This is a genomic window from Nocardioides sp. GCM10030259, from assembly GCF_042666375.1.
Lineage (GTDB): Bacteria > Actinomycetota > Actinomycetes > Propionibacteriales > Nocardioidaceae > Nocardioides.
This window is the reverse complement of sequence record NZ_JBHTDF010000019.1, coordinates 104816-125837: the sequence shown is the minus strand read 5'-3', so window position 1 is coordinate 125837 and position 21022 is coordinate 104816. Positions and strand designations below refer to the sequence as shown.

Annotated in this window: 17 protein-coding genes; 12 read left to right on the top strand and 5 right to left on the bottom strand. The window is 73.1% G+C overall.

The genetic code is table 11. The features are described 5' to 3' along the window. Positions 1 to 6 precede the first annotated feature (6 nt). The 8 genes from rpmA to ACFQQI_RS16890 all read left to right on the top strand — a co-directional run bounded on the left by rpmA (position 7) and on the right by ACFQQI_RS16890 (position 8560). Complete coding sequence (rpmA, locus tag ACFQQI_RS16925) at positions 7 to 261, top strand: 50S ribosomal protein L27 (RefSeq protein ID WP_378565949.1); 255 nt, start codon at positions 7 to 9, stop codon at positions 259 to 261. An 86-nt stretch (positions 262 to 347) separates the two neighbouring features. Continuing rightward, on the top strand, positions 348 to 1910 hold the full coding sequence (gene obgE / locus ACFQQI_RS16920; RefSeq protein ID WP_378565946.1) for a GTPase ObgE: 1563 nt from the start codon (positions 348 to 350) through the stop codon (positions 1908 to 1910). Continuing rightward, the gene (proB, locus tag ACFQQI_RS16915) at positions 1907 to 3022 is read left to right on the top strand and encodes a glutamate 5-kinase (RefSeq protein WP_378565943.1); all 1116 of its coding nucleotides are present in this window, start codon (positions 1907 to 1909) and stop codon (positions 3020 to 3022) included. Before obgE ends, proB begins: the two co-directional genes overlap by 4 nt. 17 nt (positions 3023 to 3039) lie before the next feature. Beyond that, positions 3040 to 4002 (top strand): endonuclease/exonuclease/phosphatase family protein, encoded by a 963-nt coding sequence (locus ACFQQI_RS16910; RefSeq protein WP_378565940.1) that lies wholly within the window; start codon positions 3040 to 3042, stop codon positions 4000 to 4002. Positions 4003 to 4053: 51 nt separating this feature from the next. After that, positions 4054 to 5229: a cysteine desulfurase family protein gene (locus tag ACFQQI_RS16905; protein WP_378565937.1), complete on the top strand. Its 1176-nt coding sequence runs from the start codon at positions 4054 to 4056 to the stop codon at positions 5227 to 5229. Continuing rightward, positions 5226 to 6329 carry a tRNA 2-thiouridine(34) synthase MnmA gene (gene mnmA / locus ACFQQI_RS16900; protein WP_378565934.1) on the top strand — a complete coding sequence of 368 codons (1104 nt, stop codon included), beginning with the start codon at positions 5226 to 5228 and terminating at the stop codon, positions 6327 to 6329. Before ACFQQI_RS16905 ends, mnmA begins: the two co-directional genes overlap by 4 nt. A gap of 130 nt (positions 6330 to 6459) precedes the next feature. Then, positions 6460 to 7461, top strand: coding sequence for a methionine synthase (locus tag ACFQQI_RS16895; RefSeq protein WP_378565931.1), 1002 nt, complete (start codon positions 6460 to 6462; stop codon positions 7459 to 7461). 4 nt (positions 7462 to 7465) lie between these two features. Beyond that, positions 7466 to 8560 (top strand): hypothetical protein, encoded by a 1095-nt coding sequence (locus ACFQQI_RS16890; RefSeq protein ID WP_378565928.1) that lies wholly within the window; start codon positions 7466 to 7468, stop codon positions 8558 to 8560. Between the two features lie 7 nt (positions 8561 to 8567). Here ACFQQI_RS16890 and ACFQQI_RS16885 read toward each other — a convergent pair whose 3' ends face one another. Then, entirely contained in the window at positions 8568 to 8891 is a 324-nt protein-coding gene (locus ACFQQI_RS16885) for a hypothetical protein (RefSeq protein ID WP_378565925.1), read from the bottom strand. Then, positions 8888 to 11284 carry a GH25 family lysozyme gene (locus ACFQQI_RS16880; RefSeq protein ID WP_378565922.1) on the bottom strand — a complete coding sequence of 799 codons (2397 nt, stop codon included), beginning with the start codon at positions 11282 to 11284 and terminating at the stop codon, positions 8888 to 8890. The genes ACFQQI_RS16885 and ACFQQI_RS16880 overlap by 4 nt, the downstream gene beginning before the upstream one ends. Before the next feature lie 254 nt (positions 11285 to 11538). Between ACFQQI_RS16880 and ACFQQI_RS16875 the strand changes: the two genes are divergently transcribed. Then, positions 11539 to 12075: a type 1 glutamine amidotransferase domain-containing protein gene (locus tag ACFQQI_RS16875; RefSeq protein WP_378565919.1), complete on the top strand. Its 537-nt coding sequence runs from the start codon at positions 11539 to 11541 to the stop codon at positions 12073 to 12075. Between the two features lie 60 nt (positions 12076 to 12135). On the opposite strand, the gene ACFQQI_RS16870 is transcribed toward ACFQQI_RS16875, so the two are convergent. Continuing rightward, positions 12136 to 13725 (bottom strand): MFS transporter, encoded by a 1590-nt coding sequence (locus tag ACFQQI_RS16870; RefSeq protein ID WP_378565916.1) that lies wholly within the window; start codon positions 13723 to 13725, stop codon positions 12136 to 12138. Positions 13726 to 13770: 45 nt separating this feature from the next. Next, on the bottom strand, positions 13771 to 14361 hold the full coding sequence (locus tag ACFQQI_RS16865) for a TetR/AcrR family transcriptional regulator C-terminal ligand-binding domain-containing protein (protein ID WP_378565914.1): 591 nt from the start codon (positions 14359 to 14361) through the stop codon (positions 13771 to 13773). A 176-nt stretch (positions 14362 to 14537) separates the two neighbouring features. Here ACFQQI_RS16865 and ligA point away from each other — a divergent pair, with 176 nt between their 5' ends. Then, positions 14538 to 16649, top strand: coding sequence for an NAD-dependent DNA ligase LigA (gene ligA / locus ACFQQI_RS16860; RefSeq protein WP_378565912.1), 2112 nt, complete (start codon positions 14538 to 14540; stop codon positions 16647 to 16649). A gap of 3 nt (positions 16650 to 16652) precedes the next feature. Here ligA and ACFQQI_RS16855 read toward each other — a convergent pair whose 3' ends face one another. Next, positions 16653 to 19571 carry an AAA family ATPase gene (locus ACFQQI_RS16855; RefSeq protein WP_378565909.1) on the bottom strand — a complete coding sequence of 973 codons (2919 nt, stop codon included), beginning with the start codon at positions 19569 to 19571 and terminating at the stop codon, positions 16653 to 16655. 161 nt (positions 19572 to 19732) lie between these two features. On the opposite strand from ACFQQI_RS16855, the gene ACFQQI_RS16850 reads away from it, so the two are divergent. After that, a complete protein-coding gene (locus tag ACFQQI_RS16850; protein WP_378565906.1) occupies positions 19733 to 20620 on the top strand; it encodes a glycerophosphodiester phosphodiesterase in 888 nt (295 codons plus the stop codon). Positions 20621 to 20719: 99 nt separating this feature from the next. After that, complete coding sequence (locus ACFQQI_RS16845) at positions 20720 to 21013, top strand: hypothetical protein (protein ID WP_378565903.1); 294 nt, start codon at positions 20720 to 20722, stop codon at positions 21011 to 21013. Positions 21014 to 21022: the final 9 nt, after the last annotated feature.

Below are 21022 nucleotides of genomic sequence, written 5' to 3'. Positions count from 1 at the left end.
GAAGAGATGGCACACAAGAAGGGCGCCGCGTCCACCAAGAACGGCCGCGACTCCAACGCGCAGCGTCTGGGCGTCAAGCGGTTCGGCGGCCAGGTCGTCAACGCCGGCGAGATCATCGTGCGCCAGCGTGGCACCCACTTCCACCCGGGCAGCGGCGTCGGCCGCGGCGGTGACGACACCCTGTTCGCGCTCGTCGCGGGTGCCGTCGAGTTCGGCACGCGTCGCGGTCGCCGCGTCGTGAACGTCGTCCCGGGCGAGTGACCTGACGCTCGCACCAACGCTTCGAAGGAAGGGCGTCCCGGTCTCGGGGCGCCCTTTCCGATTTCTACCCTGAGAGAAGGCACCCGATGGCGCTCCCCACGTTCGTCGACCGCGTCTCGCTGCACATCAGCGCCGGCCGCGGCGGCAACGGCGTCGCTTCGGTGCATCGCGAGAAGTTCAAGCCGCTCGGCGGCCCCGACGGCGGCAACGGCGGCCCGGGCGGCTCGGTCATCCTCCGCGTCGACCCGGACGTGACCACGCTCCTCGACTACCATCACAGCCCGAAGCGGCGCGCCGAGCACGGCGGCCACGGCGCGGGTGCCCACCGCAACGGCGCCCACGGCCGGGACCTGGTGCTGCCCGTGCCCGACGGCACGCTCGTCACCACGCCTAAGGGGACCGTGCTCGCCGACCTGGTCGGCCCCGGTACGGAGCTGGTCGTCGCGCAGGGCGGCCGCGGCGGGCTCGGCAACGCCGCGCTGGCGTCGTCGAAGCGCAAGGCTCCCGGCTTCGCGCTGCTCGGCGAGCCCGGCGACGAGCTCGAGATCGTCCTCGAGCTGAAGGTCGTCGCCGACATCGGCCTGGTCGGCTTCCCGAGCGCCGGCAAGTCCAGCCTGATCGCCGCGATCTCCCGTGCCCGGCCGAAGATCGCCGACTACCCGTTCACCACGCTCGTGCCCAACCTCGGCGTCGTGAGCGCCGGCGACACGACGTTCACCGTCGCCGACGTGCCCGGCCTCATCGAGGGCGCGAGCGAGGGTCGCGGCCTCGGCCACGACTTCCTGCGCCACATCGAGCGCTGCGCGGCCATCGTGCACGTCATCGACACCGCCAGCATCGAGCCGGGTCGCAACCCGGTCGACGACCTGGACGTGATCGAGCGTGAGCTGAGCCGGTACGGCGGGCTCGACGACCGCCCGCGGCTGGTGGCGCTCAACAAGGTCGACGTCCCCGACGGGCGCGACATCGCGGGCTTCGTCGTCGACGAGCTGCGCGAGCGCGACCTGCGCGTCTTCGAGGTCTCCGCCGCGTCCGGTGAGGGCCTGCGCGAGCTGACGTTCGCCATGGCCGCGATCGTCGACGCCGCGCGCGCCGAGAAGCCGGTCGTCGAGGCGACGCGGATCGTGCTGCGGCCCGCCTCGGCCGACGGCAGCGACGACTTCACGGTCAAGCGCACCGGCGAGGGTTGGCGGGTCCGTGGCGAGAAGCCCGAGCGGTGGGTGCGCCAGACCGACTTCAGCAACGACGAGGCCGTCGGATTCCTCGCCGACCGGCTCAACCGGCTGGGCGTCGAGACCCGGCTGGTCGAGCTGGGTGCGGAAGAGGGCGACGCCGTCCTCATCGGCCACCCCGACAACGCCGTGGTCTTCGACTTCAAGCCGGGCATCGACGCGGGTGCGGAGATGCTCGGTCGTCGTGGTGAGGACCAGCGGTTCGACGACTCGCGTCCGGCCGCCCGCCGTCGCCGGGCGATCGACGACGCGATGGGGGACCGCGCCGACGGCGAGACGCGTGCCGACGTCGCGCGCCGGCTCGACCGACCCGCCCAAGAAGTGCAGGGAGCGCAAGGGCCCACGTCGTACGAGATCGGCACGGCGGACGACCCCGACTGGGCGGAGCACGACCCCGGCGAGGACGAACCCCAGTGAGCCCCCGCACCGAGGTGACCGAGGCCAAGCGGATCGTCGTCAAGGTCGGGTCCTCCTCCCTGACCACCGCCGAGGGCGGCATCGACCCGCAGCGGGTGCGCCACCTCGTCGACGTGCTCGCGAAGCTGCGGTCCGGTGGCGCCGAGGTCGTGCTGGTCTCCTCGGGCGCCATCGCCGCCGGGCTCGCACCGCTCGGGCTGCGCACGCGCCCGAAGGCGCTGCCCGCCCAGCAGGCCGCGGCCTCGGTCGGCCAGGGGCTGCTCGTGCACCGCTACACCGAGGAGCTCGCGCGGCACGGCGTGATCGCGGGCCAGGTGCTGCTGACCGTCGACGACGTCACCCGGCGCTCGCACTACCGCAACGCCTACCAGACCTTCGCCAAGCTGCTCGACCTCGGCGTGCTGCCGATCGTCAACGAGAACGACACGGTCGCGACCAGCGAGATCCGCTTCGGCGACAACGACCGCCTCGCGGCGCTCGTCGCCCACCTCGTGCACGCCGACCTGCTGGTGCTGCTGAGCGACGTCGACGGACTGTACGACGCCAACCCGAGCCACCCCGACAGCACGCTGCTCGGCGAGGTGGCCTCGGTCGACGACCTCGACGGCGTACGCATCGGCAAGTCCGGCGCCGCCGGGCTCGGCACCGGCGGCATGCAGACGAAGGTCGACGCCGCCCGCATCGCGACCGGCGCGGGCATCCCCGTCGTCCTCACCTCGGCCGAGAACGCCGCAGCCGTGCTCGCGGGGGAGCGGGTCGGCACGCTGTTCCACACCACCGGCCGTCGTCGACCGACGCGCCTGCTGTGGCTCGCGCACGCGACGGAGCCGAAGGGCACGCTGCTGCTCGACGCCGGGGCGGTGCTGGCCGTCGTCGAGCGGCGGGCATCGCTGCTGGCCGCCGGCATCACCGCCGTCGAGGGCACGTTCCACGCCGGCGACCCGGTCGACCTCGCCGCACCCGACGGCACGCCGGTGGCGCGGGGACTCGTGAACTTCGACGCCGAGGAGCTGCCGCAGCTGCTCGGACGCATCTCGAGCGACCTCAAGCGCGAGCTCGGCAAGGGCTACGAGCGCGAGGTCGTGCACCGCGACGACCTCGTGCTGCTCTGACCGATAGGTTCTGGCCCGTGCGTGCGCGGGTCGGGGTGTTCTGGGCTGTCACGGCGCTCGTCCTCGTGCCGGCGCTCGCGATCACGGTCGCGCGCCTGACCGACCCCGGCTTCCGGTCCGGCATCGCGCTGGTCGCCTTCACGCCGCTGGCGCTGCCGCTGTACACCGTGGTGCTGGTGCTCGCCGGGGCGCGACTGGTCGTGCTGCGGCGGTGGCGGGCGGCGGCCCTCCCGGTCGCGCTGGTGGCCGCGGCGGGGTTGGTGCTGCACGGGTGGTGGTACGCGCCGCAGCTCAGCGGCGCCAATCCGCCCGCGGCGGAGGGCGCGGACCCGCTGGTCGTCATGACGGCGAACCTCCGTCTCGGGGAGGCCGACGGCGTCGAGGTCGTGCGGACGGCGTCGGAGCAGGACGTCGACCTCCTGGTGATGGAGGAGGTGACACTGGCCGTGCTCGCCGACATGGAGCGCGCGGGGCTCGACGACCTGTTCCCGCACCGCGTCGGCGAGCCGGGCGTCCTGGCCACCGGCACCATGGCGTTCGCGCGGACCGAGCTGACCGATGCCGAGCGGCTGCCGATGGCACTGGGCAGCTGGAGCTTCCGCTGGGACGACCTGCAGGTGCTCGCCGTGCACCCGACGTACCCCGTCGACGCCGCGGGCTGGCGGCGCGACCAGGCCACGCTGGTCGACGAGGTCACCGACCGGGACCCGGACCTGGTCGTCGGCGACTTCAACGCCACTGCCGACCACGCCTCGATGCGCACGCTGGCCGACCGCGGCTACCGCGACGTCGGGGAGCTCGCGAACGCCGGCTGGCACCCCACGTGGCCCGACGGTGGGGAGTACGCCGTGATCCCGGTCGCCCTCGCCCAGATCGACCACGTGCTGCTGGGCCCGCGCCTGGCGGCGATCGGCGTGGAGACCGCGGACGTCCCCGGCAGCGACCACCGCGCCGTCGTCGCGACCCTCGCGGCCAAGTAGCGGGCGCCGAGTGGGGTGTCCGGGGTCGCGCGCCGTACGCTGGTCGGTGCGATGAGCGACCTGAAGACCGTCTACCTCGACCACGCCGCGACCACCCCGATGGTCCCCGCGGCGGTGGAGGCGATGACGGCCCACCTGCTCGACGTCGGCAACCCGAGCTCGCTGCACGCCTCCGGACGCCGCGCGCGGCGGGTCGTCGAGGAGTCGCGCGAGACCATCGCGCAGGCGCTCGACTGCCGGCCGGGCGAGGTCGTGTTCACCTCCGGTGGCACCGAGGCCGACAACCTGGCGCTCAAGGGCGCCTACTGGGCCCGCCGCGCGGCCGACCCGGCGCGCACCCGCATCCTCGCGACCTCCATCGAGCACCACGCGGTGCTCGACCCGCTGCACTGGCTCGCCGAGGCCGAGGGCGCCGAGGTGGAGCTGCTGCCGGTCGACGACCGGGGCCGGCTCGTCGTCGACGCCCTGCGTGCCTCGATCGAGCGCGACCCCGCGACGGTCGCCCTGGTCTCGGTGATGTGGGCCAACAACGAGGTCGGCACGCTCCAGCCCGTCGACGAGGTCGTGGCGCTCGCGGCCGAGCACGGCATCCCGGTGCACACCGACGCGGTGCAGGCGATCGGCTCGGTGCCCGTCGCGTTCGCGCGCACGGGCGTCGACGCGCTGACGCTCACCGGGCACAAGGTCGGCGGCCCGTTCGGCGTGGGCGCGCTCGTCGTACGCCGCGAGCTCGCGCTGACGCCGATCGTCCACGGTGGCGGCCAGGAGCGCGACATCCGCAGCGGCACGATCGACACCCCGGCGATCGTCGGGTTCGCGGCGGCGGTCGAGCTGGCCGTCAAGCAGCAGGCCGAGCACGCCGCCCGGGTCTCCGCGCTGCGCGACGACCTGGTGCGCCGGGTGATCGAGGTGGTCCCCGAGGCGCACCTCCACGGTCACCCGACGGACAGGCTGCCCGGCAACGCCCACCTCGGCTTCCCGGGCTGCGAGGGCGACTCGCTGCTGATGCTCCTCGACGCCCGCGGCATCGAGTGCTCGACCGGGTCGGCCTGCTCGGCCGGCGTGCCGCAGCCCTCCCACGTGCTGCTGGCGATGGGGCGCGACGAGGAGGCGGCCCGTCACTCGCTGCGCTTCTCCCTCGGCCACACCTCGACCCAGGCCGACGTCGACGCCGTCGTCGAGGCGATCGCACCCGTCGTCGAACGGGCCCGGGCAGCGCGGCGATGAGGGTCATCGCTGCCATGTCCGGCGGCGTCGACTCCGCCGTCGCCGCGGCCCGCGCGGCCGAGGCCGGACACGACGTCACCGGCATCCACCTCGCGCTGTCGCGCAACCCCGCGTCGTACCGCTCCGGTGCGCGCGGCTGCTGCACGATCGAGGACGCCAACGACGCGCGCCGCGCGGCCGACGTGATCGGCATCCCGTTCTACGTCTGGGACCTCTCCGACCGGTTCCACGAGGACGTGGTCGAGGACTTCATGGACGAGTACGCCGCGGGCCGCACGCCCAACCCCTGCCTGCGCTGCAACGAGAAGATCAAGTTCGCGGCCGTCCTCGACCGCGCGCTCGGGCTCGGGTTCGACGCGGTCGCCACCGGCCACTACGCGCAGCTGCGACGTGGCGACGACGGGCTCGTGGAGATGCACCGGGCGGTGGACCACGGCAAGGACCAGTCCTACGTGCTCGGCGTGCTCGACCAGGAGCAGCTGCGGCACTCGCTCTTCCCGCTCGGCGACTCGCCCAAGTCGGCGGTGCGTCTGGAGGCGGCGGAGCGCGGGCTGCTCGTGGCCGACAAGCCCGACAGCCACGACATCTGCTTCGTCGCCGACGGCGACAACGCCGGCTGGCTGCGCGAGAAGCTCGGCGACCGCGCGCCCAACCGGGGTGGCTCGATCGTCGACGAGTCCGGTGCCGCGGTCGGCACCCACGAGGGCACCTACGCGTTCACGATCGGCCAGCGGCGCGGCCTGCGGCTCGGCCGCCCCGCGCCCGACGGCAAGCCGCGCTTCGTGCTCGACATCGAGCCCGTGTCCGGCACGGTGACGGTCGGCCCGCACGAGCGGCTCGCCGTCGACCGGCTCACCGGCATCCGGCCGCGCTGGTGCGGCACGGTCCCGACCCGGCTGTCGGGCACGGTGCAGCTGCGGGCCCACGGTGACGAGCACCGCGCCGCCGTGACGGTGACGGAGGAGGGTGTGGACATCGAGCTGCTCGACGCGGCGTACGGCATCGCCCCCGGCCAGGCCGCGGTCATCTACGACGGCACGCGCGTGGTCGGCTCCGCCACCATCTCGGCGACGTCACGGGTGTCGGCGGGGCAGCGGTGAGTATGGCTCCGTCTGCGTGGCTCGAACCGAGCCGAATCCACCGCCGCCCCGCGGCGCGGCGCGGCGGCGGTGAGTATGGCTCGGTCTGCGTGGCTCGAACCGAGCCGAACCCACCGCTGGGCGGGCGCTCATGGTGACCGCCACCGGCGTCGGGTCGATGCCCGGCGACGACCAGGCTGCGTACGACGAGGCGCTGCGGGTCGTCCTCGGCGAGCTGACCGACCTCGCGCACCTGCCCGAGGTCCCCGGTCGCGGTGCGACCGCCACGATGACCGGCCGGGCGCTCGCCGTCGTCGCCGAGCTCGGCGCCGACCTGCAGCCGGCGGGCTGGAGGCTGACCGGAGCCGACAGCAGCGGCGTCGACCACCGGCGGGCCCGCAGCCTGCTCGCCCGGGACCTCGACGGCCTCGAGGAGCAGGCGCAGGGGTACGCGGGGGTCTTCAAGGTCCAGGTGACCGGCCCGTGGACGCTGGCCGCCACCGTCGAACGACCGCGCGGCGACAAGGTGCTCGCCGACGTCGGTGCCCGGCGCGAGCTCGCGCAGGCGCTGGCCGAGGGCCTGCGCGGCCACGTCGCCGACGTACGCCGTCGGCTGCCCGGAGTCGAGCGACTCGTGGTGCAGGTCGACGAGCCGGCGCTGGCCGCCGTCCTCGGCGGCCGGGTGCCGACCGCGTCGGGGTTCCACAAGCACCGCACCGTCGACCTGCCCGAGGCGTCCGCGCACGTGGAGTGGGTGCTGGCGGCGATCGCCGAGGCGGGCGCCGAGCCGTGGGTGCACTCGTGCGCCCCCGGCGTGCCGTGGCCGGTGCTCCGCAAGGCGGGTGCGCAGGGGCTCTCGGTGGACCTCGCCACGCTCTCGGCTGCCGACCACGACGCCCTCGCCGAGGCGCTCGAGTCCGGCGAGACGGTCGCGCTCGGCGTCGTACCGACGCTCGATCCGCCCGCGCCGCCGACCGACGCGCAGCTCACCGAGTCGGTGTTGCGGTGGCTCGACATGCTCGGGCTCGATCCCGTCGAGGTGGGGGAGCGGCTCGTGATCACCCCCGCCTGCGGGCTGGCCGGCGCGTCGCCCGCGTGGGCACGCCGGGCGCTCGGCCTGGCCCGGACGACGGCGGCCAACCTGGCAGGCTGAGCAGATGCGTCGCCTCGGGATCCTGCTCGTCGCCATGGCCCTCGCCCTGCCCCAGCCCGCGCACGCGCGGGCCGACGGGGAGGTGCCGATCACGCAGCGGGCGATCGCCGCGATGGCCCTCGAGCATGCGCCCGACGACACGACCCACCGCCAGGCGACGTGGACCGGCCCGCACTACGACGGCGGCGGGCTCGGGGCCGACCTCCGCTACCACGGCGACGGCGAGTACGACGGCGACCTGCTCGAGGTCTTCGTCGCCCCGAAGCACGGCACCCAGCACCCGTGCCGCGGGCTGCGGCCGCACTGCGAGAGCCGCACGGTCGAGACCGGCAGGCTCACCCTGAGCTGGGGTCTCGAGACGCCCGAGGAGGACCCCGGGTACGTCCGCGTGCTGCTCCAGCGCGCCGGTGAGCGGGTCTCCGCGCTGTGGGCCGGCGACGTGATCACCGGTGACCCGCGCGACCAGGATCTCTTCATCCCGGTCGAGACCCTCGAGACGATCGTGCAGGACCCGCGGATCAGCATGAACACGACGCAGGAGGTCGTCGACGCAGGCGCCGCGCTGCCGGGGTGGAGGGGCGGTGAGCCCGACCCGCATGCCGGTGACCGGGTCCCGTCGACGAACAGGTCGCTGGCGTGGGGCTACTGGCTGCACACCGGCGGGTACGCCTACTACCACCACCTGCGGCGCTCGCCGCTGCGCGCGACGTTCGGCGACGACGCGCTCGGGGCACAGTTCTCGCGGGAGCGCATGGGGAGGGACGATCCGCGCCGGACGATCGACGTCCTCGCCTCGAGGCACCTGCCGGCCTGGATGTCGCGGCACGTGTGCCGGACGCCGCGGTTCGCGGGCCACTGCCTGCGCGACGACGGGCGACGCGGTCCCCGCTACTTCGCCTGGATCCCGGGGAGTCGCGGCCAGACCTGGGCGGTCGCCGTACGTCGTCGCGAGGTGGTCGTGGTGCGGCAGAGCGACTTCGTCGTCCCGGCCGGGCGCTACGCCGCCACCCTCCGCGGGGAGTGGTGGATGCTGCGCGGTCTCCTCAACGACCGGCTCATCGGGCTGACCACCGAGAAGAGGGTGTTCGACGCCTTCTGAGGCCGGCTCAGTGCACCGCCTCGGCGAACACCTCGTCCTCATCGCCCAGCGGCTCGAACGAGGACAGGTCGACGTCCTCGTCGAAGTCGAAGAGCTCCTCGCCGCCCTTGGCCGGCGTCACGTTCGCGACTGCGACGGCGCCCATGAGCGGCGAGAGGTAGGCGTAGATCTGCAGCAGGCGGTCGACCGAGACCGGGCCGAGCTCGTCGACGCCGAGCGCGACGAGGCCGGCCAGCGCAGCACCGACCAGTGCGAGCACGGAGTAGATCGTCTTGCGGACGCCGGCCGGCAGCCCCCGGAGCACATCGGCGGCGATGGTGAGCGGGTTCATTGTTCGGGCCTCTCGGGAAGCGAGTCGATGGCGCCCTGGACACTGCGGGCGGCGAGGCTGAGCTGCTCCTCCACATCGCCGAGATCGGGCGTGATGAGGACGGGCGCGGGAGTCGCCGGCAGCGGCACCGTGATCGTGACCGTGATCGAGCCGGCGTCGCCCGGCGTGCTCCCGTTCGTGGTGGTCGTGACAGTGGGCACGATCGGAATGCCCGGCAGCGCCACGGAGGCGGGAGGCGCCACGGTGGCGGGAGGCGCCGGGTCGATCACAGGCGGGACCGGCTCGGCCGGCGCGACCGGGACCACGACGTCGACCGGCGGCACATGCACGGGCACCGGTGCGTCGTCCTCCGGCCGCGGCTTCCCGGTCGCCGGCTTCCCGTCCGCCGGCTTCGCCGGCTTTCCGGCTGCCGACTTCTCCGGCCGCAGCCGCAGCGCCCCCAGCGACACATCCGGGTGCAGGGCGTTCACGTCGACACGACCGAGACCTGGGACGCTCTTGAACGGACCGAACTGGCCGTTGGAGTGCTGCCAGATGGCGGCCCGCTTCCACGGGCGCGGGATCACCGGCGCGCGGAAGTCGTTGCTGTAGCGCGCCACCCACAGGAGGCACCCGAAGCCGTTCTCGAGGTTGAACGGCGTGTAGATGACCGGCTTGCCGACCAGTCCCTTGTGGCGGACCGCCTGCGTGACCGTGCGCACCCACACGCCGGTCCACTCCGTCAGCTGGGCGAGGGTGAGGTCGCCGATGTCCTCGAGGTCGAGCATGGGCACCATGTCGCCGGCGCGCAGCTCGATGTTCTTGAGGAAGAACTGTGCCTCCGCCGCGGCGTCGCGGCCCTCGGGACGCGCGAAGTGGTAGGCGCCCACCGGAAGTCCGGCGGCTCGCGCCTGGCGCACTCTCTTGCGGTGGGTCTGGTCCTTGAACGAGGTGCCCTCGGTCGCCTTGACGTAGAGCCAGCGCAGGCCGGCCGCCCTGGCGGCGGCGAGGTCGAGACGGCCCGACTGGTGGTGGCTGATGTCGACGCCGTCGAGCGTGCGCCGCGGTGGGTACGCCTTGCCCAGCGGCTCCACGCCGCCGTCGCGCTGTCCGTCGCCGCCGTCCGGCGTCGCAGCGACGACGGGTGCGGGTGGATACTTGAACACCGGGATCGGGTTGGGCCGGGGGAAGTCGTCGGCGCGGTTGCCCGCCAGCCCGTCACCTCCGGCTCGGTACGCGGCGACCTGGGCCTTCGCGCCCGCCGACAGGTTGCCGTGGTCGACGAGCACCGCGTGGATGTGCGCGTTCCACGTTCCCGGCCGGGTGGGGCGGTACCAGGCGGCGAAGCCCACCGCGCGCAGCACCTTGACCTTGCGGCGCCAGTCCCAGGCGAGGAGGTCGACGACCCCGCCCGCGTCGTGGGTGCCGGCGGACGCGGCCACGCGACCCGCGTTGTAGGAGCCCTGCACGACGGTGAGTCGATAGCCCAGGCGACGCTCGGCCTCCTCGAGCGCGGCGCGCGTCTTCTGGTCCACCTTCTTCGGGGTCCCGTCGCCGAACGTCGTCAGCTCGAACGGACCGGGCACGCGTACGGCGGGCGGCGGTGGTCCCTTCGGCTGGGGCGGAGCTGTCGAGGTTGTGGGCGTCTTCGCCCGGCGCTTCGTGCTGGCAGTGACCATGACGGTCGCCTCTCGTGCTGCGTGGTCGCTGTTGCGGACCGCGTCCTTGGAGTTCCGGCCGGGCAGCATCCGCTTCGAGCGGACCTTCCAACCTGCCCGGTCTCCGTCGATGAACCACAGCAGGTCGATGGAACCGGGGTCGACGGCGTACCTGAGCGGTCTCCCGGCGATCTCGGTGCCGAGGGACTTGTGCCTGCGCAGCTGCCGGTTGTAGTCGCCGCCGCCCATGACGGGCAGGCCGCTCGCCACCATGGTCTCGAGGATCAACCGGTGCTTGGCGATCCCCTCGTTCCACTCCTGGACGCGCAGCGCCTGGTCCGGCTCGATGACGTTGTTGAAGGCGCCGGCGACCAGGTGCAGGTTCGTGACGTGGAACTCGATCCCGAGCGCGCGATGCCTCAGGCGCACATGGGTGATGTACCGACGCCTGTGCAGCCGCGGGTGCGGCTCGTGGAGCACGGTGACGTCGCCCGCCGACCTCGCGAAGATCGCCTTGCGGAACGCGATGGGCGTGGAGTTGTCGACCTTGCCGTAGTACACGTCCCACTCCGGGGAGGGGAACGCCTCCTGGACGAGTGGACGGTACGACGGGGCGATCTCCTGCAGGAGCACGAGGTCGCCGTCCGCAGCATTGGACGTCAGGTCTGCGAGTGCCTGTTGCGTCGTCATGGCGTCCGGGGGGAACGACTGCACGTTCGCCGTGATGATGCGGAACGGCGCCGTTGCGGTGGGCACCTGTGGTGCGCCGTTCGACTCTCCCCTGAGCTCAGGAAGTCCAGTGCTCGTCATGGCGACCTCGACTTCCCAGGAGCCGATCAGCAGGGCCGGGAGCGTCTGCCCCCTGAGGTGCCCTCCCCAACGACGGTGCGCTCCGGATGCTCAAAGCATCAATGACCCGCCTGGGCCATCGAACCGGGAGGATGGTGTAGTCCGTTCTTGCAGCCCACGGCGACCACGTATCTCCGCGCCGCGTGGGTACCGCCCGGGACATGACCGATCTCAGCGGGAAGACCGTGGCCATCATCGCGACCGACTTCTTCGAGGAGGCCGAGCTGGTGGAGCCTCGGGACGCCCTGCGCGAGGCCGGCGCGACCGTCGTGGTCCACTCGACCGGCACCGACCCGATCCAGGCCGTCGAGGGCGACACGAAGCCGACCCAGCGGGTCGAGGTCGACGGCACGCTCGACGACCTCGACGTGGGTTCGGTCGACGCCGTCGTCGTGCCGGGTGGCACGGTGAACGCCGACCGTCTCCGCACCGAGGAGCGCGCCCAGCAGATCGTGAAGCAGGCGATCGAGGACGGCAAGCCGCTGGCCGTGATCTGCCACGGACCGTGGCTGCTGGTGTCGGCGGGCCTCGCGCGCGGCCGCCGGCTGACCAGCTACGCGTCGCTGGCGGACGACGTACGCAACGCCGGCGGGACCTGGGTCGACGAGGAGGTCGTCGTCGACGGCTCGCTGATCACCAGCCGCGACCCGGGCGACCTCCCGGCGTTCATCAAGGCGCTCGAGGACGCCCTGAAATGACGAGTCGCCCGCCTTCCGAGGTCTGTGGACCTCGAGAGGCGGACGACGCGACGTGCTGGGTCAGCCGACGTGGACGGGGGTGCCCTCCGGGCCGTCGGTGGCCAGCTCCTGGTGCTTGACGTTCAGGAACAGCCAGGTGACGAGCGAGGCGCCCAGCATCAGGATGGCGCCGAGCAGGAAGGCGCTGGTCGCGCCCTCGGCGAACACCTGGTTGGCCATGACCTGCTGCATCGCCTGCAGCTGCTCGGGGCTGGGCTGCGCTCCACCGGCCGCCGCTTCGCCGGCCGCGGCCTGCAGCTCACTGCCGCGGTCGGTGAAGACCTGGGTCGCCACCGTGGCCAGCAGCGCCAGTCCGAGCGCGCCGCCGACCTGCTGCATGGTGTTCAGCACGCCGGAGCCGATGCCCGAGTCCTCGGTCCGCAGGTGGTGCACCGCGGTGAGGGTGAGCGGCACGAACGTCATGCCCATGCCGAAGGACATCAGCAGGATGTACGGGAGCACGTCGGTCGCGTAGTCACCCTGGAGGTCCTGCACGGGGAACGTGGTGTCGAACGGCAGCCGCGAGAAGCCGAACAGCGCGGCCGAGGCCATCAGGGTGCCGACGCCGGCCAGGTAGCGCGGGTCCATCCGGTTGACCAGGTTCGACGAGATGCCCGCGGCCAGGACGAGCCCGACGCAGAACGGCAGGAACGCGACGCCGGCCTCGAGCGGCGAGTAGCCCATGACCCGCTGGACGTACTGGCTGAGGTAGAAGAACATCGCGAACATCGCCGCCGGGGCCAGGAACATCGCGACGAAGCTCGCGGCCCGGGTGCGGTTGAGGAAGACCCGCGCAGGCAGCAGCGGGTGCTCGATGCGGCTCTCGACGAGCAGGAACAGCGCGAGCACGAGGGCGCCCGCGACGAGGCTCACGATCGTCCAAGTGTCGCTCCAGCCGTGCTCGCCGGCGCGGCTGAACCCATAGACCAGGCCGAGCAGGCCGAGCGTGCCGGTGACCGCACCACGCAGGTCCAGCCAGCCGGTGTGCTTCTCCGACTCGTTGAGCACGCGCGGGGCGAGCATGGCCGCGACGATGCCGATGGGGGCGTTGATCAGCAGGGTGAGTCGCCAGCCCTCGACGTCGGCCCCGAGGAAGCTGTCGAGTCCGGTCAGCCAACCGCCGAGCAGCAGGCCCACGGCCGCGCCGACGCCGGACATCGCGGCGTACACGGCGAACGCGCGGTTGCGCGCCGGTCCGGCCGGGAACGTCGTCGCGATCAGCGCGAGGGCGGCGGGGGAGGCGAGCGCGGCGCCGAGGCCCTGGAGGGCGCGGGCGGCCAGCAGAAGCGGCTCGTTGGTCGCGAGACCGCCGAGCAGCGAGGCGATGCCGAAGATCACCAGGCCGACCATGAAGATGCGGCGGCGGCCGTAGAGGTCTCCGAGTCGACCGCCGAGCAGCAGCAGGCTGCCGAAGGCCAGTGCGTAGCCGGTGACGATCCACGTCAGGTTGGCGTCGGAGATGTTGAGGTCGTCCTGGATGTAGGGCAGGGCGATGTTCACGATGGTGCCGTCGAGCACCACCATCAGCTGCGCCACCGAGATGAGCACCAGCGCCCACCCCAGATGGAGCTTCTTGCCCGAGCCTGGCTCGGACGTCATCACGTCGGTCATCGGGTTGGTCTCGTCTTCCTCTACGGACTCGGGGTGGGAGTCGGGTCAGGACGCCGGGGCGCGGGTCGCGGCCGGCAGGATGATCTGGTCGATCACGCGGGTGATCGTGTCGGGGTCGGGGCACTCGCCGAGGATGAAGAGGCGGTGCAGGACGATGCCCGCGAGCGCGGGCTCGAGCAGGTCGAGATCGACGTCGTCACGCAGCTCTCCGCGCTCCTCGGCGCGTTCCCAGATCTGGCGCGAGACGGCGAGCTTGGGGCCGATGACGTCGCGGCGGAAGGCCTCGGCGAAGTCGGCGTCGCGGGAGATGGCGGTGAGCACGCTGGCGAACCGGGCCACCGTCTCGGCGTCCGTGAGCCCGCCGACGCCGCAGAAGGCCGTGCAGAGGTCGTCTCGCAGCGACCCGGTGTCGGGCACGATGGGGACGCCCTTCTCGTGCTGGAGGGCCTCGATGACGAGGCTGACCTTGTTGGTCCACCGTCGGTAGAGGGTCGCCTTGGAGGCCTTGGCCTTCGCGGCGACCGCGTCCATCGTGAGCCGGTCGTAGCCGGACTCGGCGAGCACCTCGAGGGTCGCGTCGAAGATCTCCTGCTCGCGGTTGCCCTCGACGCGGGGGCGTTCGGTGACGGGGCTCATCGGCGGTCCTTCAGGCTGTTCATCGCGCGTTCACATGGATGAAACGAAACGGTTTCGTTTCATCGGGAACAGCCTAGATCCGCGGTTCATTCCAGCCAAACCGGTTTTCTCGAAAATTGTTCCCGAGGCCTCGCACCGGGCCGCGCGGTGTCGGCGCGGGCGGGCAGAATGCGGGCATGACCACGCCCGCCGAGCCCGCCGAGCCCGCCCAGGTCGACGCCGCTCCCGCCGAGGCGCGCGAGGAGCACCGGCGCCTGGCGGAGCAGATCGAGGAGGCGCGCTGGCGCTACTTCGTGCTCGACAGCCCGACCATCGACGACGCCGTCTACGACAAGGCGATGCGCCGGCTCCAGGACCTCGAGGAGGAGTTCCCCGAGCTGCGGACGCCGGACTCGCCGACCCAGAAGGTCGGCGGCGCGGTCTCGACCGAGTTCACCGCCGTCGACCACCTGCGCCGGATGGAGAGCCTCGACAACGCGTTCTCGTTCGAGGAGCTGGAGTCGTGGTTCGCCCGGCTCGGCCGCGATGGCGTCGAGAAGCCCGTGCTGCTCTGCGAGCTCAAGGTCGACGGGCTCGCGATCAACCTGCTCTACGAGGGTGGCCGCCTGGTCCGGGCCCTGACCCGCGGCGACGGCACCACGGGCGAGGACGTCACCCCCAACGTCAAGACGATCGCCTCCATCCCGCACCGGCTCACCGGCACCGACGAGTTCCCCGTGCCGGAGCTGGTCGAGGTGCGTGGCGAGGTGTTCCTCCCGGTCGAGGGGTTCGAGCGGCTCAACGCCTCGCTGCTGGACGCCGGCAAGGCGCCGTTCGCCAACCCCCGGAACTCCGCGGCCGGCTCCCTGCGCCAGAAGGACCCGCGGGTCACCGCGACCCGCGCGCTCGACATGGTCTGCCACGGCATCGGCGAGCGCCGCGGCTTCGAGCCGCAGGCGCAGTCGCACGCGTACGACGCGCTGCGCGCCTGGGGCCTGCCGATCAGCGACAAGGTCAAGGTCGTGCCGACGCTCAAGGACGTCGAGGCCTACATCGAGAACGCCGGCGAGCACCGGCACACGATCGTGCCCTACGAGATCGACGGCGTCGTCGTGAAGGTGGACGACGTGGCGCTCCAGCGACGACTGGGCTCCACCAGCCGGGCGCCCCGCTGGGCGATCGCGTTCAAGTACGCGCCCGAGGAGGTCAACGCCAAGCTCCTCGAGATCCGGGTCAACGTCGGGCGCACCGGCCGCGTCACTCCGTACGGCGTGATGGAGCCGACCCGGGTCGCCGGCTCGACCGTCGAGAACGCCACGCTGCACAACTACTACGAGGTCGAGCGCAAGGACGTCCGACCCGGTGACACCGTGATCCTGCGCAAGGCCGGCGACGTGATCCCCGAGATCCTCGGACCGGTGCTGGCGCTGCGGCCCGAGGACCTGCCGGCGTGGGTCGGGCCGACCGACTGCCCCGCGTGCGGGACGACGCTGGTGGAGCAGAAGGAGGGCGACAAGGACCGGCGCTGCCCCAACCACCAGTTCTGCTCCGCGCAGGTGCGCGAGCGGGTCTTCCACGTCGCGGGCCGGGGCGCGTTCGACATCGAGGGCCTCGGCTACGAGGCAGCGGTCGCGCTGCTCGACGCGCAGGTCATCGACAACGAGGGCGACGTCTTCGACCTCGACGCGGCCCGGTTGCTGAAGGCGCCGCTCTTCACCCGCGCCCCGAAGAAGGGGGAGGAGGGCCCGCAGCTCAGCGCGAACGGCCAGCGCCTGCTCGACAACCTCGGCAAGGCGAAGCAGGTGCCGCTCTGGCGGGTGCTGGTCGCCCTCTCGATCCGCCACGTCGGGCCGACGGCGGCCCGGGCGCTGGCGCAGGAGTTCGGGTCGATGACCGCGATCCGCGAGGCCACCGAGGAGCAGCTCGCCGCGGCCGAGGGCGTCGGGCCGACGATCGCCGAGGCGGTGATCGAGTGGTTCAAGGAGCCCTGGCACGTCCAGATCGTCGACACGTGGGCGGCGTCGGGTGTCTCGATGGAGGACGAGCGCGACGAGTCGGTGCCGCGCACCCTCGACGGCCTGACCGTGGTCGTCACCGGGTCGCTCGTCGACTTCAGCCGCGACTCCGCCAAGGAGGCGATCCTCGCCCGCGGCGGCAAGGCCGCCGGGTCGGTGTCGAAGAAGACCGACTACGTCGTCGTCGGCGACAACGCCGGCTCGAAGGCCGACAAGGCCGAACAGCTCGGCGTCCCGGTCCTCGACGAGGCCGGCTTCAAGTCGCTGCTCGAGGGCGGCCCGTCCGCCGTGTGAGGGTCAGCCCTCCTCGATGAGTCCGCGGCGGCGGGCGATCGCGGCGGCCTCGGTTCGACCCGCGGCACCGAGCTTGGCGAGGATGTTCGACACGTGCACCGAGACCGTCTTGGCGCTGATGAAGAGCTGCTTGCCGATCTCGCCGTTGGTCCGGCCGCCGGCCACCAGCGTGAGGATCTCCCGCTCCCGGGCCGTCAGGTCCGTCGACGTCGCGTCGTTGCGCACCGGCGTCGAGCCGAGCGTGCGCAGCTCGTCGAGCAGCGGCTGGGCACCCAGGGCGTGGGCCACCTCCCGCGCGGCGTCGGCGAGAGCGCGGGCACCCGCGGCGTCGCCGCCGGCGCGCAGGATCCCGGCCAACGCGGTCCGCACCCGGGCCAGCTCGTGGACGTCGCCGAGCTCCGCGAAGGCTCGCTCGGCGTCCTGCCACACGGTGACGAGCTCGGCCTGGTCCGGGGCGTCGACACCGGCGAGCCAGCGGGTCCGCAGCTCCTCGGCGTCCACCCGCCGCAGCCAGGCCTGCCCCTCGACGCCCCAGGGATCGCCGAAGATGTTGGCAGGGGTCACCCGCTGCGCGTCGGCACGCATCCGGCGGGCCTGCTCGACGGCCGCCGCGCGTTCGGCGGCGGGGAGCCGGGGGAGGACGGCGGCGATCGCGCCGATGCCGACCGCGGCGAGCCGCACCCGCGGCTCGAAGTCCTCGCCGTCGATGGTCGTCCCGGCCTCGCACGCGGCGTCGTAGGCGGCGACGACGTCCGGGAGGCCCTGCCGCCGACCGGCCGCGATCATCGCGAGCGGACCCGCGAGGATGACGAGCTCCATCTCCTGGGGCCAGAGCGCGCGCGTGCGCGCCACCGCATCGCCGACGTCGGAGCCCCGCGCCTGCTCCACGGTGAGCCGCAGCGCGTCGAGCCACGCCTGGAGCACCGGGGGCCCGCCGACCTCGGCGGTCAGGACGAGAGCCTCGTCCCAGCGCCCCTGCACGATCCGGATCCAGGCGAGGTACGCGCGGCAGTCGAACGCGTACGGCGCCCACGGGACGCCCTGCTCGACCGCGCGGGCGAGACCGCCGCTGAAGACGTCGGCCGCCTCGTCGTGCTCGGCGTCGAAGAGGAGCGCGCGACCGAGGAGCATCCGGCCGCGGAGGTCGGGCAGCTGAGCACCGGCCTTCTCGGCCCGGGCGGTCGCGTCGCGAAGTCCCGCCCGCCAGGCTTCGGTGCTGCCGGGTGAGTCGGTGAACGCGACGGTGATCGCGAACTCCGCCGCGAGCCGCTCGTGGCCGGCGTCCTCGGCGGCGGCGAGCGCCTCGCGACCGACCCGGTTGGCGTCCGCGAGTCGACCGTCGAGGGAGAACGCCCGCGCATGGATGCCGAGCACCTTGGCGCGGACGGCCGACGGCGCGTCGGCCGGCAGCGCGGCGACCGCCTCGGTCGTCGGGGTCATGATGTCGGCGCCGTCGACGTACGCCAGCGACATCTCGGCGGACGCCGTCAGCAGCCGCGCCCGCCAGAGTCCGGGAGCGTCCGGGGGCAGCCGGTCCAGGTGCTCCCGGGCGAGCTCGCCCCCGCGGTCGGCCGATCCGGCGGCGTTCATGGCGTCGCAGGTGCGCACGACCAGGTCGACGAGCGCGTCGTCAGCCGGGGCGCGGGTCTCCGCCAGCAGCGCGAGCGCCTGCTCGAAGTGGTGTGCGGCCTCGCCCGGACCGCCGACCCGCAGCGCCTCGTCGCCGGCCCGGATGCTGGCGTCGAGCGCCGTGTCGCGGTCGCCCGCCAGGCGGGCGTGCCGCGCCAGCTCCGCCGCGGTGCCGCGGGCCGAGCCGTCGCGGAGCGCGGCGACGTACCGCTGGTGCAGGCGGACGCGCTCGCCCGGGAGGAGGTCGTCGTACACCGCCTCGCCGAGCAGCGCGTGCCGGAAGGCGTAGCGGTCGCCGTCGGTGACGAGCACGTGCGTCTCGACCGCCTGCCGGACGCCGCCGTCGAGGTCGGCCTCGGCGATCCCGGCGACGACCTCGAGCATGTCGTGGCGGACGAAGCGACCGCTCGCGCTGGCGGCCTGCACCACGGCGCGGGCCGCGGCGTCGAGCCGGTCGAGGCGCACGAGCAGCACCTCCGCGAGGTCGGCGGGCAGACCCCGGTCGATGGTGTCGGCGGCCGCGACGAGCTCCTCGACGAAGAAGGCGTTGCCCTCGGCGCGGGTGACGATCGTGGTCAGCTGCGAGGCGCGCAGCCCGGTCGGCACGAGCTCGGCGACCAGCGTGCGCACGGCGTCGTCGGGCAGGGGCTCCAGCGACACCCGGTGCACGAGGCGCGACCACTCGGCCACCTGCCGGCGCAGGGGGTGCCGGCGGTGCAGGTCGTCGGAGCGGTACGACGCGACCAGGCGCACCTGGCCCACGAAGGACCGGGTGAACAGGTAGGTCAGCAGCTCGCGGCTGGACTGGTCGGCCCAGTGCAGGTCCTCGAAGACGATCAGCAGCGGGACCTGCTCGGCGGCCGCTTCCAGGAGGGCGTGGACCGCGGCGAACAGCTCGCCCCGCCCGGTGGCTGCCTCGCGGCCGGCTTCGGTGTCGCGGGCGGCGTCGAGCGTGCGGCCGCCGGCCCGCAGCCGGCTCAGGGCCGGGTGGTCGCGCTCGACCGACGCGACCACCTCGGGCAGCGCCGCCGCGAGGCCGTCCACCACCTCGGAGATCGGCAGGTAGGCCAGCGCGCTGTCGCCGAAGTCGACGCAGTGGCCGACCAGCACCCGGTGCCCGGCCTCGGCAGCACGCGCCGTCAGCTCGGTCAGGATCCGGGTCTTGCCCACACCGGCGTCGCCGGCCAGGAGGACCGGACGGCGAGGCCGGTCGGAGCCGTCGACGCCGAGGAGCGCGACGAGCTCCGCCAGCTCGGCGTCCCGTCCGACCAGGGTCCCGCTGGGGTTCACCACGGGACCCATGATGGCCGGTGGCACGGACATCCGGTGCCCAACCGCGGCCTCACCGTCCGTTCCGCGGGAGTGCACTGCCTCGACACCCGAGGTTGGCCGGGCGTCGCAAGGCTCGTCGCGCCCACCGGCTCCGGTGGCTCGACCATTCTCGGAGGTCTCCCATGACACTGTCCCGTTCCCTCTCCCGCCCGCTGGCCCGGCTCGGCCTGGCGCTCGCCGCCGGCGCGGTCACGATCGGCCTCGTCGGCCCGGCAACGGCGGCGACCGATGCGCCCTCCCGTACGACGAGCCCGGACGTCACCGCCCACCGTGGGTCGTCCGGCGTCGCGCCGGAGAACACGCTCGCGGCGATCAGCGTCGCGCTGCGGCAACGGTCCGACGTCGTCGAGAACGACATCCAGCGCACCAGCGACGGCGAGCTGGTGATCATGCACGACACCTCGCTGGCACGGACGACGAACGTGGAGGAGCTCTTCCCCGACCGCGCGCCGTGGAACGTCGGCGACTTCACCCTGGCAGAGATCAAGCAGCTCGACGCCGGGTCGTGGTTCGCCCCTGAGTTCGCCGGGGAGCGGGTGCCCACGCTGGCCGAGTGGGGCCGCGCCATCGGCGGTCGGGCAGGCATGCTGCTCGAGCCGAAGTCGCCGGCGCTCTACCCCGGGGTCGAGGTCGATCTCGACGACGAGCTGCGCTCGGTCAAGGTCTTCCGCCAGGCCGTGCAGCAGGGGCGCCTGGTCGTCCAGTCCTTCGACCACGTCTGGCTGCGCGGGTACAAGCAGATCGCGCCCGAGGTGCCGGTCGGGCTGCTCTTCGGAGCCCGGCCGACGCAGGCCGACATCACGGGTGCGGCCGTGTGGGCGCAGCAGGTCAACCCCGCGCTCGGCGTCATCCAGGAGTCCGACATCACCGCGATCCACGACGCCGGCATGGAGGCGCACGTGTGGACGGTCAACGACGGCGCCGGGATGCGCCGGGCGATCAACTGGCGCGCCGACGGCATCATCACCAACTACCCCCAGGTGCTCCGCGACATCCTGTCGCAGCGCTGACACCGATCCCCGCCGCGCCGGGACCTTGTGCCCTTCCCGTGCCGACGTCCTCGGCGCACCCTCGGGACGAAGAGGGGTTCCGAGCAGGGGGAGGACGTCATGGTCGTGTTCGCAGTGATGGTCGTCGTCGGCATCGTCGCGGCAACCGTCTTCGTCGTCGTGTTCCTGCGCGAGTGGGGACAGTCGGTCGCCCGCACCGAGGCCGAGCTCCACCAGCCCGGCGCGCGGACGATCTCGTACGCCGTACCGCCCGGCCGCGACCCGGCCGACTTCGCGGCGGTGCTGCACCAGCGCGGGTACCTGGTCGTGGAGGAGGAACCCGGCCGGTTGCTGATCGGCTGCCCGCAGGTGGACGACCCGGAGAAGGTCCGGCAGCTGCTCGAGCAGGCCTGAGGGGAGCCA